Raw genomic sequence first — 13188 nt, 5'->3', positions numbered from 1 at the left:
ACCAAACAAGGTCGGCAGCCGCCGCGCCGCGCCATGCAAAACAGCGGAAACATCCCGGGAATTCCTATATGTAAGCCTTGAGCGGTCCTCAGGAGACGACGCCCCAGTGTTCCTTTCGGTTTTCGACCTGTTCAAGATCGGCATCGGCCCATCGAGCTCGCACACGATGGGGCCGATGACGGCCGCGCGCCGCTTCCTCGACGAGATCCTGGCCGGCGACTGGCCCCGGCCCGCCGGCGTCAAGGTTGACCGCATCGGCGCCAGCCTGCACGGCTCGCTTGCCTATACCGGCATCGGCCACGGCTCGGACCGCGCCGTCATCCTGGGCCTGGCAGGCCAGACGCCGCAGACGGTCGATCCGGACGAGGCCGACGCCATCGTCGCCCGTATCGGCGCGGAAAAGCGAGTTTCGCCGCCCGGGCATCCGACATATCGCTTCGATCCCGCCAAGGACCTCGTGCTCGACCGCAAGACGCCGCTGGCCGGCCACGCCAACGGCATGGCCTTCTATGCCTATGATGCTTCCGACCGGCTGCTGCTCAAACGCATCTATTATTCGATCGGCGGCGGTTTCGTCGTCTCCGAGGAAGAGCTGCAGCGCATGAAGGCAAAGGGCTCGGTGACGACCGAAGGCAAGAACGTGCCGTACCCCTTCAAGAACGCCGCCGAAATGCTGGCTATGGCGGCCAAGAGCGGGCTTTCGATCGCCGAGATGAAGCGCGCCAACGAGGAAAAGCATATGTCGCGCGAGGAGCTCGACGAAGGTCTCGACGCGATCTGGGGCGCGATGAAGGGCTGCATCGATCGCGGCTTGTCGCAGGACGGCATAATGCCGGGCGGGTTGAAGGTGCGCCGCCGCGCGCGGCAGCTGCACGACAAATTGCAGGAACAGTGGCAGCAGAACAGGCCAAATCCGTTGCTCGCCAATGATTGGCTGTCGATCTACGCCATGGCAGTCAACGAGGAGAACGCCGCGGGCGGTCGCGTGGTTACGGCGCCGACCAATGGCGCTGCCGGCACGCTGCCGGCAGTGCTGCGCTACTGGCTGCATTTCCATCCCGAAGCCGACCAGCCGAGCATCCGCGACTTCCTGCTGACGGCCGCCGCCGTCGGCGGCATCATCAAGTCCAACGCCTCGATCTCGGGCGCCGAGGTCGGTTGCCAGGGCGAGGTGGGTTCCGCTTCGGCGATGGCCGCCGCCGGGCTTTGCGCCGTCATGGGCGGCACGCCCGAGCAGGTGGAGAACGCCGCCGAGATCGCGCTCGAGCATCATCTCGGTATGACATGCGATCCTGTCGGAGGCCTGGTGCAGGTGCCCTGCATCGAGCGCAACGCGCTTGGCGCGGTGAAGGCAGTGACGGCGGCCTCCTTGGCCATCAAGGGCGACGGCACGCATTTCGTGCCGCTCGACGCCGCGATCGAGACCATGCGCCAGACCGGCCTCGACATGAACGAGAAATACAAGGAAACCAGCCTCGGCGGTCTCGCGGTCAATGTGGTGGAGTGCTGAGGTCTTATCGAGACCCCAGGCTGGCCCTGTGGAGAAGTCGCTCAAGGCGTTGACGCGTCAACCCTCGCGGCTAAATCTTGGGGCATGTCACTCAATCTCATCAAACTGTGCGTCGGTTGCGACAGCGTCGAGGACCTCGAAGAGTGGATCGCCTTCCGCCTCGACGAGCGGCGCCGTGCGGGCGAGCCGGCCGAGCACTGGCACACCACCCGCATGGTGCCGACGCGCGGCGATGAGATCACCGACGGCGGCTCGCTCTATTGGGTGATCAAGGGCAGCGTGCAGTGCCGGCAACTGATCACCGAGATCCGGCCCTTCGTCGACGGCGAGGGCATCGGCCGTTGTCATCTGGTGCTCGATCCTGAGGTGGTGCGCACCGACTGGCAGCCGCGCCGCGCCTTCCAGGGCTGGCGTTATCTGAAGCCCGCCGACGCACCGGCCGATCTCGGCAAGGGCAGGGCGGCACTCGCCGAAATGCCGCCGAAGCTCAGGCTCGAACTCGCCGAACTCGGCCTGCTGTAGCGCCGCGCCGGCCGGCAAACCCACCGCTGGCCCTTCGGCTCGTCCGATGTGGGACTTGCAAGCGCCGGACCTTGGTCCCATCCTATTTGTTATGCTCGGTCATCCGTATGGCGGTGCTAATCAATGGGTGTGATCCTCGCCTTGGCAGCGGTGCTTGTGGTGCTTTTCGGCGCCGCCATGCTCTTTGTGCGCGCTGATCCCGCAAGGATGGCCGATAGTCTGAGATCGCTTGGACCGGCTTTTCTGGGACTGGTCGGGGCGCCCATGCTGATCTTCGGCCGCAGCCTTATCGGCGGACTGCTTTTGCTCGCGGCGCTGGCCTGGGTCGGCTGGATACGCACGAGGCGGCCTCCGGCGCGCGCCGCCGCTTCCAAACATTCGACGGTGCGCACTGCCGCGCTCGAAATGGACCTCGACCACGACAGCGGCAAGCTCGAGGGGCTCGTCCTGGCCGGGCGTTATGAAGGCAAGATGCTGGGCGCAATGGGGCTGACGGACCTGCGCCAGCTTCATGGCGAGCTCAGCCCGGATATGGAGAGCCGCCAGCTCCTAGAGACGTATCTTGACGGCCGTTTTCCCGTCTGGCGCAAGGACGCGCAGCCGCACGGTGGCGAAGGGCTGGGTGTTGCGCCAGGTGCGGGCTCCATGACTAAGGAGGAGGCCTACAAGGTCCTTGGTCTTGAAGCGGGGGCTGCCGCGGCGGATATCCGCAAGGCGCACCGCCGCCTGATGCAGCGCCTGAACGCCGATGTCGGCGGCACGTCTGTCCTGGCGGCGCGGATCAATGAAGCCAAGGACGTCCTGCTCTCCAATCACGATTAGTCTCCTTCGACGCGGGTACTTTCCCGGAGATTTCAACAGCCGCCTATTGCTCGACGGCGTAGCACGAGATTTTCTTGCGCTTCAGGGCGTCGCAGGCCTTCCAGGCGGCGTCCTTCGAGCCGAAGCCGCCGAAACGGGCGCGGTAGTAGGTGGTGCCGTCCTTGTCGAAAGCGACCGTGAAGCCCGATGCGTCCGCCAGGACCCTCGGCGCCTGCTTGCTCGTCCTTTCGAGCAGCGCCTGGGCTCCGGTTTTCGTCGGCGACGATGCAACCTGAACGACCCAGCCGGAGGGCACCGACGATGTCTTGACCGGATCGATCGCCGGTGCTGCGGGCGCTGGGTCGGCATAAGCGGTGACGACCTGGGCCGAGGCTTCCTCGGTTTTGGCGGGCGGCGCCATCGCGGCCACGGCAACCGTCTTCACCTTCTTGATCTGGATCACCGGTTTCGTCTCTTCGGCGACCTGCTGGTTGTCATCCTGGGCGTCATCGTCGGCTGAGGCGACGACAGCGTCATCCGTAACCGGCTTGGCGTCCGGAGTCGGCGCGTCATGCTTGGGCAAAAAGACCTTGGCCAAGGTCTTGATCGGATTGTCGTTGCCCTTGGCGATGAGATCGCCGCCGCCGCGCGTCGAGGCGCGCGGCAGATAGGTGTTGATCAGCGCGGCCATCTGGTTGTCGCGGCTGCGGCCGGAAGCGCCACCCATCACCACCGCGACGAGGCGGCGGTCGCCATCGGCAACGGAGGAGACGAGGTTGTAGCCTGACGCGCGGGTGTACCCGGTCTTGATGCCGTCGACGCCCTTGATGCGGCCGAGCAGACGGTTATGGCCGTTGATGCGCTGACGGCCATATAGAAACGAGCGCTGCGAGAAATAACCGTAATATTGCGGATAATGCTCGCGGAGCGCGATGCCCAGCATCGCCATGTCGCGAGCCGTGGTGAACTGGCCGGGGTCGGGTAGGCCGTTGGCGTTGCGGAAGACGGTGCCGTTCATGCCTAGCTGGCGCGCCTTGGCCGTCATCATGCGGGCGAAATTGTCTTCGCTGCCGCCAAGCATCTCGCCAAGCGCGGTCGCCGAGTCGTTGGCTGATTTCGTCACGATCGACAGGATCGCGGTCTCGACCGGAACCGAGCCGCCGGCGCGCACTCCGAGCTTGGTCGGCGCCTCGGCGGCGGCATGAGCGGAAAACGGAACCGGGGTGTTCTTGCTGATCCTGCCCTTCGCCAGCGCTTCGAAGGTGAGGTAGAGCGTCATCATCTTGGTAAGCGAGGCGGGATAGCGCCGGCCATTGGCGTCAGCGGAGTAGAGCACCTTGCCGGTCTTGGCGTCCACGACGATGGCCGAGGCTCTTGCTGCCATTGCTGACGCTACGTCGGCGACGACAACCGTCATCGCGAGCGCGGCGATCATAATTGCCCTGAGGGAGAAAGATTTGGAGACTAGCCCCGACAACGCCTGACGCACCGTTACTTACCCTGAATTTTCGTTGCCCCGGAGGCGGCAAAGGGAGTGCCGGCCTCACTTCCAGCCAAGCTATCGCGCCCAGCGTTACCAATCCGTTTATGGTAACCGCCGCGTTCACCATTTTTCGGCAAATCGAGCTTCTCTTTAATCGAATTTTACCGGCTGCCGGCGCTGGACCCCCTGCATATCAAGGGATTCTTGACTTTTGTGCATCGCACAATATATTGAGGTGCATTGCACAAGGGCGCCCGGGGCAAAAAGGGCGTTTCAACCAAAGGGAAGTATGAAATGACCCAGACCTATGAGGACTTCACGAAATACGGCAAGGAATTTGCCGACACCGGGCTGAAGAGCTTCGCCTCGCTCACCAAGGGCGCGCAGGCGATCGCCACCGAAGCCGGCGAATACACCAAGAAGAGCTTCGAAGCCGGCACCGCCGCCTTCGAGAAGCTGTTCGCGGCCAAGTCGATCGAGAAGGCCGTCGAGATCCAGACCGATTACGCCAAGCAGAGCTATGAGAGCTTCGTGGCCGAGGCCAGCAAGATCGGCAATCTCTATGCCGAGCTCGCCAAGGAAGCGTACAAGCCCTTCGAATCGGTGGTCGCCAAGGCGAAGTAATTTCGCCCGATCACACCGGACACGGCCAGCGGGCCAATCAAAAGGACCCGGTCGCGAAAACGCGGCCGGGTTTTTTCATGCGAGATCGCAACCTGACGCACCTTGCCGCATTCACGATTGAGAAATTCGCTGCGGTTTGCCCACCTAGCCATATTGTCAGCTAAACAGAAGGGCTTAAAATCGTCCATCGAGAACCTACATGTTGAACTCGCATGAGGATTCGAAAAGGCTGGACTACGTGACGATCGGTTTGACTGCCACGGCAGGCGTGGTGCGAATGCAAAGTGACGGAGACCGCAACGATCCCGGTCGCGGCACCGCTGTCATCACGCGCACCAAAACCAAGACCAAGAAGCCCAGTCTCTACCGGGTCCTCATTCTGAACGACGACTACACCCCGATGGAGTTCGTCGTTCACGTCCTGGAACGATTTTTCCAAAAGGACCGCGAAGCCGCCACACGCATCATGCTTCATGTTCACAATCATGGAGTGGGCGAGTGCGGCATCTACACATTCGAGGTGGCCGAGACCAAAGTGTCCCAGGTCATGGATTTCGCCCGACAGAATCAGCATCCGCTGCAATGCGTGATGGAGAAGAAGTGAGGTAACATGCCGGCTTTCTCCCAAGGCCTGGAAAAGGCGCTACATCAGGCGCTGACATTCGCCAACGAGCGGCATCATGAGTATGCAACGCTCGAACATTTGCTGCTCGCCCTGATCGACGACACCGAGGCGGCCGCCGTCATGCGCGCCTGCAACGTCGATCTCGACGAGCTCAAGCATACGGTTCTCACCTATATCGACACCGAGCTCGACAACCTCGTCACCGGTTATGACGAGGATTCGAAGCCGACGGCAGGTTTCCAGCGCGTCATCCAGCGCGCCGTGATCCATGTGCAGTCGTCCGGCCGCGAGGAAGTGTCCGGCGCCAACGTGCTCGTCGCCATCTTCGCCGAGCGCGAGAGCCACGCCGCCTATTTCCTGCAGGAACAGCAGATGACCCGCTACGACGCGGTCAATTACATCTCGCATGGAATTGCCAAGCGACCGGGCGCTTCGGAATCGCGCACGCCGCGCGGCGCCGAGGACGAGCAGGGCGGCCAGAACGGCGCCGAGCCGCAGGAAGAGGGCGGCAAGAAGAAGCAGCAGGACGCGCTGACGGCCTACTGCGTCAATCTCAACAACAAGGCGCGCGCCGGCAAGATCGATCCGCTGATCGGCCGCGACAGCGAGATCAACCGCACCATCCAGGTGCTGTGCCGCCGTTCCAAGAACAACCCGCTCTATGTCGGCGATCCGGGGGTCGGCAAGACGGCGATCGCCGAAGGTCTCGCCAAGCGCATCGTCGAAGGCGATGTGCCGGAAGTGCTGCAGGACGCCACCATCTTCGCGCTCGACATGGGCACGCTGTTGGCCGGCACCCGCTATCGCGGCGACTTCGAGGAGCGGCTGAAGCAGGTCGTCAAGGAGCTCGAGGACTATCCGGGCGCGGTGCTGTTCATCGACGAGATCCACACGGTGATCGGGGCCGGCGCCACCTCGGGCGGCGCCATGGATGCATCGAACCTTCTGAAGCCGGCGCTGTCGTCCGGCGCCATCCGCTGCATCGGCTCGACCACCTACAAGGAGTTCCGCCAGTTCTTCGAGAAGGACCGCGCGCTGGTGCGGCGCTTCCAGAAGATCGATGTCAACGAGCCGACCATCGAGGACGCCATCGAGATCATGAAGGGCCTGAAGCCCTATTTCGAGGAGTTCCACAAGGTCCGCTACACGAGCGAAGCGATCAAGGCCTCGGTCGAGCTGTCGGCGCGCTACATCAACGACCGCAAGCTGCCGGACAAGGCGATTGACGTGATCGACGAAACCGGCGCCTCGCAGATGCTGGTGCCGGAAGCCAAGCGCAAGAAGACGATCGGCATCAAGGAGATCGAGGCGACGATCGCCACTATGGCGCGCATCCCGCCGAAGACGGTCTCGGCGGATGATGAGAAGGTGCTGCAGGGGCTCGATATCGAGCTGAAGCGCGTCGTCTACGGCCAGGATACGGCCATCACCGCGCTGACCTCGGCGATCAAGCTGGCGCGCGCCGGCCTGCGCGAACCGGAGAAGCCGATCGGCTCCTACCTGTTCTCAGGCCCGACCGGCGTCGGCAAGACGGAAGTCGCGAAGCAGCTTGCCGCCTCGCTCGGCGTCGAGCTGATCCGTTTCGACATGTCGGAATACATGGAACGCCACACCGTCTCGCGGCTGATCGGCGCGCCTCCCGGCTATGTCGGCTTCGACCAGGGCGGCCTGCTCACCGACGGCGTCGACCAGCACCCGCATTGCGTGCTGCTGCTCGATGAGGTCGAGAAGGCGCATCCGGACCTGTTCAACATCCTGTTGCAGGTGATGGACCACGGCAAGCTGACCGACCACAACGGCAAGCAGATCGACTTCCGCAACGTGATCCTGATCATGACCACCAATGCTGGCGCCTCGGACGCGCAGCGCGCGGCAATCGGCTTCGGCTCGACCAAGCGCGAGGGCGACGACGTCGAGGCGATCAACCGGCTGTTCACGCCGGAGTTCCGCAACCGCCTGGACGCGATCATCCCGTTCGGTTCGCTGCCGGTGCCGGTCATCCATCAGGTGGTGCAGAAGTTCGTCATGCAGCTTGAGGCCCAGCTCTCCGAGCGGGGCGTCACCTTCGACCTGTCGCCGGACGCGATCGCCTGGCTGGCCGACAAGGGCTATGACGAGCGCATGGGCGCGCGTCCGCTCGGCCGCGTCATCCAGGAGCACATCAAGAAGCCCCTGGCCGACGAGGTGCTGTTCGGCAAGCTCAAGAAGGGCGGCACGGTTCGCGTCACTGTCGAGAAGAAGGAAACCGGCGAGTCCGGCCTGAAGCTCGAATCGCTCGCCGACGAGTCGCCCGTGCAGCCGAAGAAGGAAGAGCCGGAAGACGCGCCGAAGCCGAAGAAGGCGGTGGCCAAGAAGCCGGCGCCCAAGAAGGCCGTGGCGCAGAAGCCGGAGCCGAAGGGCAAGGACGGCAACAAACGCAGCCTTGTGCCGCAACTGCCGCGCAAGGGCTGATCGGCCTTCATTTGAAATGCAAAAGAGCCCCGGCAATGGGGCTCTTTTCTTTTGAGCGGTCAGCGCGCAGTCACCGGGTCGAAGGCTGGGTCAGCTTCCCAGCGCCGCGCGGATCTTGCCGGCGTGCTCGGCCAGCACTTCGGGTTTCTCCATCTGGCCGGAATGCGGCTTCAACGGCACGCCTTCGAAGCGTGGCACGACGTGGACATGGAGATGATAGACGGTCTGCCCGGAGGCCGGTTCGTTGAACTGCATGAGGGTGACGCCGTCGGCGTCAAAGGCCTTTTTCACTGCCACGGCCACCTTCTGGACGACCGCGAACAGCGGACCGAGCGTTGCCGGATCGGCGTCGAGCATGTTGCGCGACGGCGCCTTGGGCATCACCAGCGTGTGGCCCATGCCTTGCGGCATCACATCCATGAAGGCGACGACCGCATCGTCCTCGTAGACGCGGTGCGACGGAATCTCGCCGCGCAGGATTTTCGCAAAGATATTGCCGGGATCATAGGCTTCGGCCATGGGGTGACACTCCCAATTGTATTCACCGTCCGGTGTAGCGAAGCCGCCGACGGGCGGCAAGGCGCTCGGGCGAGATCGCTAAAGCGCGTCGTAAGGAATGGATTCGGGCGACGCGCTTTAAGTCTCTGTTTTCATGTTTTCATCGCAGCGGCATGGCGCGCGGTGAGGCCGGCTATTCCCCAAGATCCTTGCGGAAGGGCGTGTGCTCTTCGAGATATTCGCCCATGCGCTCGACCTCGCGGCGCTCGCGCCTGAGGTAGTCGGCGACGGCGTTGCGCAAGCCGGGATGCGAGAAGTAGTGCGCCGAATGCATGGTCACCGGCCGGTAGCCGCGCGCCAGCTTGTGCTCGCCCTGCGCGCCTGCCTCCACCACCTTGAGCTTGCGCTCGATGGCGAAATCGATCGCCTGATGGTAGCAGACCTCGAAATGCAGGAAGGGGTGATCCTCGATGCAGCCCCAGTTGCGTCCGTAGAGCGCGTCGGAACCGACGAAGTTGATGGCGCCGGCAATGTAGCGGCCGTTCCGCTTTGCCATCACCAGGAGGATGTCGTCGGCCATGCGCTCCCCGATCAGCGAGAAGAACTGTCGGTTGAGGTAGGGCCGGCCCCATTTCCTCCCGCCGGTATCCATGTAGAAGGCGAAGAAATCGTCCCAGGCGCTTTCGGTGATGTCCTTGCCGGTCAGCCAGTCGATCGAGATGCCGTCGGCAAGCGCTTCCCGGCGCTCCTTCTTCATTGCCTTGCGCTTGCGCGAGGCAAGCGTGGCGAGGAAGTCGTCATAGGTCGAAAAGCCTTCGTTGAAGAAATGGAACTGCTGGTCGGTGCGATGCAGGAAGCCCGCCGCCTCCAGGCTCGCCACATCCGGCTCGGTTGCGAAAGTGACATGCGCGGACGAGACGCCGAGCTTGTCGGTCACCAGCTTCAGGCCTTCCGCCAGTCCTGCCTTCACCGCACTTTCATTCTCGCCTTTGCCGACCAGCAGGCGAGGGCCGGTGACTGGTGAAAACGGCACCGAGCATTGCAACTTGGGATAATAGCGGCCGCCGGCGCGCTCGAAGGCGTCCGACCAGCCGTGGTCGAAGACATATTCGCCCTGGCTGTGCGATTTGAGGTAACAAGGGACGGCGCCGAGAAGCCTGCCTTGCGCGGTTTCCAGCCGCAAGTGATGACCCTGCCAGCCAGTGCGCCGGACAGCGCAGCCGGAATCTTCCAGCGCACTTAGAAAAGCGAATGAAACCAGAGGGTTGTAGCCGTTTTCTTGGTCGCCGCGTGTGGTTCCGGCAAAGCCGTTCCATTCCTCGCAGGTGAAGGCGCCGATGCCCGCCGCGATGCGGATCGCATAATCCGCGTTCGCTGCCCGTCCATCGTCTTCGTCGCCCTGATCCATGGGGCTTATTTAAGCTTCGCAGGGGCAGCTACAAGTCACGTTTGAGGCACTCGGCTCAGCCAACTCTCACCAGGCCGGGCTCGAAACCCTCGAAAGTCATCTGGTCGGCATATTTGAAGGTGAGGTCGACAGCCGGCTGGTCATGCACGGTCCAGGTGATGACCGGCATCTTCAGCTTTTCGCGCACGAAGCTGACGAAGGGGTTGGGCAGATCGCCGGCAGCGTAGGAGGTGAAGGCGAGATCGTGCGCGAGCATGGCGAAATGCGCCTCGATCAACTGGTTGTCCCTGCCATAGGCGGTCAGCCCGCCGGGGATGCCGGGGGCGTCCTTGGCGAAGTCGCGGATCAGCCAGTGATCGAACGACATGATCGCCACCTTGCCGTTGTAGCGCTTGAGCAACCGGCCGACGCTGGCCACCAGCCCCGCATCGTGGCCGGGAACGCCTTTCAGCTCGACCACCAGCGGCACACGGCCGTCGATCAGGTCGAGCGCCTCCTCGAGCGTCGGCACGTGGTCCTTGGTGCCGCCGATCTTGAGCGTCGCCAGTTCGGCCGCGGTGCGTTGCCAGACGAAGCCATCCTGGCCGGTCAGCCGTTTCAGATCGCCGTCATGGATGATGACCGGGACGCCGTCGGACGAGAGATGCACGTCGCATTCGATGGCATAGCCGCGCTCGGCCGCCGCGGCGAAAGCCGACAGCGTGTTTTCCCAGCGCGTCTTGTTCATGTCGTGGAAGCCGCGATGCGCGACGGGCTGCGCAATCAGCCAGGACAGATCGGTCATGTTGAGCCTCACTCGACTTCGAAGATCGCTTCGATCTCGACCGCGGCGTTGAGCGGCAGCGAGGCGGTGCCGACGGCGGAGCGGGCATGCTTGCCGCGCTCGCCGAGTGCGGCGACCAGGAAGTCGGAGGCGCCGTTGGCGACAAGATGCTGCTCGACGAAATCCGGCGCGGAGGCGACGAAGACGGTGATCTTGACCAGGCGCCGGACCTTTTCGAGATCGCCCAGCGCGGCCTTGGCCTGCGCCAGGAGGTTGATGGCGCAGAATTTCGCGCCTTCCTTGCCTGTAGCGGTGTCGATGTCGCGGCCGAGCAACCCGCTTGCCTGCAGCTTGCCGTCCTTCAGCGGCAACTGGCCGGCGGTGAACAGCGTGTTGCCGGTGCGGCAATAGGGCACGTAGTTGGCGGCGGGAGCGGCGGCGGCCGGGAGGGTGACGCCAAGATCGCTTAGCCGCTTTTCGATTGTTTCGCTCATTGGTTTTCCCTATTGCTGGAAGACGCCGCGTTGGCCGGGCCGAAATTGCTATTTTTGCCTCGCTTCCGCCACGACTTTTTTTAAGCTGGACCATCTTTCCCTGCGGTCTGCCTCGCAGCCGCGACGATCGGAGCAACGCATGCGCGCAACGCGCCTTTTTCTCGCCGCCGCCTGTTTCTCGGCGATGCTCCCGATGGCGCCGGCCCTTGCGGTGCCCGCGCTGCAGGCGCATCGCGCCGTCTACGATCTCACGCTCAACAAGGCCTCCGATCGCTCAGGCATTACCGGCATCACCGGCCGCATGGTCTATGAGTTCAATGGTTCCGCCTGCGAAGGCTATACGGTGAAATTTCGCTTCGTCACCCAGATTGCCACCGCCGACGGCACGAAGCTGACGGACCAGCAGACGACCACGTTCGAGGATGCCGAAGGCAAAACTTTTTCGTTCGTGACGAAATCCTTCACCGACCAGAACCTCGACAAGGAAGTGAAAGGCACCGCGACCCGGGAGCAGAAGGGCCTGAAAGTCGAGATCGACAAGCCTGTGAAGAACAGCCTCGAGCTTGCAGCGACGCAGTTCCCGACCCAGCATCTGGTCGAGCTGATCGGCAAGGCCGAAAAGGGCGAGAATTTCTACCAGACCAATCTGTTCGACGGCTCTGAGGACGCCAACAAGGTGATGACCACCACCGTCATCGTCGGCAAGAAGACCGATGTCCAGAAATCCGACCCGGAGGCGCCGGCGCTGGCCAAGCTCGCGACCGACAAATACTGGCCGGTCGACATCGCCTATTTCGACGATACCGACAACAAAGGCGAAGAGGTGCCGGAATACCGGATCAGCTTCAAGCTGCACGAGAACGGCATCACCCGCGACCTCGTCATGGACTATGGCGAATTCTCGATGACCGGCAAGCTGGTGAACCTGTCGCTGTTCGATCAGACCAAGCCTTGCCCGGCGTCGAAATAGCAATTGCTGACGGCAGCCGGCCCGGATTGCAGGCTTGGCCTCCGAATACCATGCGTGAGGCTCACCGAATGCGGTGGGCCTGATGGCAGTCTATGTCGATGCGGCGATCTGGAAATGGGCCGGCCACCGCTGGTGCCATCTGCTCGCCGATAACACCGACGAACTCCATCGCTTTGCAGCCGAGCTGGGCCTTAAGCGTTCGTCCTATCAGGGGCCACCCAAGACATCGGCGCCGCATTACGATATCACTGGCTTCGAGCGTGATCGCGCGGTCAGGCTTGGGGCGATCGAATGCAGCCGCGAGGACATCGTGGCGATCTTCCGCCGCGTCCGGGTTCCGAATGGGAAGGTAAGACGATGACGATGACGGCGTTCCTGGCTTATTGCGTCGCGATCTCGTTGGCCGCCGCCACGCCTGGACCGGCGATGTTCGCGGTCATCACCAATGGTCTGTCGCGTGGGTTCTCGCGGGCTTTCATAGCCGGCATGGGGGTCGCCGCGGGCGACGCCGTCCTGGTCACCCTGGCGTTGCTCGGGTTGGTGGCGTTGGCCCAGACCTTCGAGTGGATTTTTCTTTTGCTGAAATACGCCGGCGCCGCTTACCTGGTCTTTCTCGGCATCAGGATGTGGCGGGCGGCCGCCCAGAAACCAGACGACTCTCGTCAGACACAGGCGCGGCTGTCGCGGTCCTTCTTTCTCGGCGCGTCCATTGCGCTCGGCAATCCGAAGGCGATTCTGTTCCACGCCTCCATCATGCCGCTGATCCTCAACCTTGACACCATGACCTTCGCCGATGGCCTGCTCGTGGTCCTTGTCGTGGTCAGCGTCAATATCGTCACCATGGGTCTCTATGCCGCGATGACGGGGCGGGCAGCCGGATGGTTCAAGACCCCGAAGCGCATGCGCCTCATAAACAGGCTCGCTGGCGGCGCGATGATCGGTACCGGTGCGCTGATTGCCGCACGTTGATGCGCGAAGTGATACCCAGCTTGCGTTTGTGACGCTTCCCCTCTATATGCGCGCTCATTCCACACACGGA

At 63.1% G+C, this 13188-nt stretch carries 14 protein-coding genes; 9 read left to right on the top strand and 5 right to left on the bottom strand.

The features are described 5' to 3' along the window. Positions 1-106: 106 nt before the first annotated feature. From LB538_RS20220 to LB538_RS20210, 3 genes are all read left to right on the top strand, one after another. The gene (locus tag LB538_RS20220; RefSeq protein WP_224528813.1) at positions 107-1510 is read left to right on the top strand and encodes an L-serine ammonia-lyase; all 1404 of its coding nucleotides are present in this window, start codon (positions 107-109) and stop codon (positions 1508-1510) included. An 84-nt stretch (positions 1511-1594) separates the two neighbouring features. After that, positions 1595-2032, top strand: a complete 438-nt coding sequence (locus LB538_RS20215; protein ID WP_095765343.1) for a DUF1489 family protein — start codon at positions 1595-1597, stop codon at positions 2030-2032. Positions 2033-2155: 123 nt separating this feature from the next. Then, a complete protein-coding gene (locus LB538_RS20210; RefSeq protein ID WP_095765344.1) occupies positions 2156-2854 on the top strand; it encodes a molecular chaperone DnaJ in 699 nt (232 codons plus the stop codon). 43 nt (positions 2855-2897) lie between these two features. On the opposite strand, the gene LB538_RS20205 is transcribed toward LB538_RS20210, so the two are convergent. Continuing rightward, on the bottom strand, positions 2898-4322 hold the full coding sequence (locus LB538_RS20205) for an SPOR domain-containing protein (protein ID WP_224528810.1): 1425 nt from the start codon (positions 4320-4322) through the stop codon (positions 2898-2900). Positions 4323-4610: 288 nt separating this feature from the next. On the opposite strand from LB538_RS20205, the gene LB538_RS20200 reads away from it, so the two are divergent. The 3 genes from LB538_RS20200 (at position 4611) to clpA (ending at position 8016) form a co-directional block, all read left to right on the top strand. Then, positions 4611-4940: a phasin family protein gene (locus tag LB538_RS20200; protein WP_095765346.1), complete on the top strand. Its 330-nt coding sequence runs from the start codon at positions 4611-4613 to the stop codon at positions 4938-4940. 277 nt (positions 4941-5217) lie between these two features. Beyond that, positions 5218-5544 (top strand): ATP-dependent Clp protease adapter ClpS, encoded by a 327-nt coding sequence (clpS, locus tag LB538_RS20195; RefSeq protein WP_036258315.1) that lies wholly within the window; start codon positions 5218-5220, stop codon positions 5542-5544. 6 nt (positions 5545-5550) lie between these two features. Further along, positions 5551-8016 carry an ATP-dependent Clp protease ATP-binding subunit ClpA gene (clpA, locus tag LB538_RS20190; RefSeq protein WP_140841263.1) on the top strand — a complete coding sequence of 822 codons (2466 nt, stop codon included), beginning with the start codon at positions 5551-5553 and terminating at the stop codon, positions 8014-8016. Positions 8017-8106: 90 nt separating this feature from the next. Here the strand turns inward: clpA and LB538_RS20185 are convergent, their stop codons facing one another. The 4 genes from LB538_RS20185 to LB538_RS20170 all read right to left on the bottom strand — a co-directional run bounded on the left by LB538_RS20185 (position 8107) and on the right by LB538_RS20170 (position 11179). Continuing rightward, positions 8107-8535, bottom strand: coding sequence for an HIT family protein (locus tag LB538_RS20185; protein ID WP_095765348.1), 429 nt, complete (start codon positions 8533-8535; stop codon positions 8107-8109). 172 nt (positions 8536-8707) lie between these two features. After that, the gene (locus LB538_RS20180) at positions 8708-9922 is read right to left on the bottom strand and encodes a GNAT family N-acetyltransferase (protein ID WP_224528808.1); all 1215 of its coding nucleotides are present in this window, start codon (positions 9920-9922) and stop codon (positions 8708-8710) included. Positions 9923-9977: 55 nt separating this feature from the next. Next, a complete protein-coding gene (locus LB538_RS20175; RefSeq protein ID WP_224528806.1) occupies positions 9978-10706 on the bottom strand; it encodes a glycerophosphodiester phosphodiesterase in 729 nt (242 codons plus the stop codon). An 8-nt stretch (positions 10707-10714) separates the two neighbouring features. Next, positions 10715-11179 (bottom strand): RidA family protein, encoded by a 465-nt coding sequence (locus LB538_RS20170; protein WP_224528804.1) that lies wholly within the window; start codon positions 11177-11179, stop codon positions 10715-10717. A 139-nt stretch (positions 11180-11318) separates the two neighbouring features. Here LB538_RS20170 and LB538_RS20165 point away from each other — a divergent pair, with 139 nt between their 5' ends. The 3 genes from LB538_RS20165 to LB538_RS20155 all read left to right on the top strand — a co-directional run bounded on the left by LB538_RS20165 (position 11319) and on the right by LB538_RS20155 (position 13118). After that, on the top strand, positions 11319-12149 hold the full coding sequence (locus LB538_RS20165) for a cell envelope integrity EipB family protein (protein WP_224528784.1): 831 nt from the start codon (positions 11319-11321) through the stop codon (positions 12147-12149). An 82-nt stretch (positions 12150-12231) separates the two neighbouring features. After that, positions 12232-12510: a DUF4031 domain-containing protein gene (locus LB538_RS20160; RefSeq protein WP_140841277.1), complete on the top strand. Its 279-nt coding sequence runs from the start codon at positions 12232-12234 to the stop codon at positions 12508-12510. Continuing rightward, positions 12507-13118 carry a LysE family translocator gene (locus LB538_RS20155; protein ID WP_224528766.1) on the top strand — a complete coding sequence of 204 codons (612 nt, stop codon included), beginning with the start codon at positions 12507-12509 and terminating at the stop codon, positions 13116-13118. The genes LB538_RS20160 and LB538_RS20155 overlap by 4 nt, the downstream gene beginning before the upstream one ends. Positions 13119-13188 lie beyond the last annotated feature (70 nt).

Source organism: Mesorhizobium sp. Ca11, from assembly GCF_020165275.1.
GTDB lineage: Bacteria > Pseudomonadota > Alphaproteobacteria > Rhizobiales > Rhizobiaceae > Mesorhizobium.
Note: the sequence above shows the minus strand (reverse complement) of the source record. Positions and strands in the feature narration are given on the sequence as shown.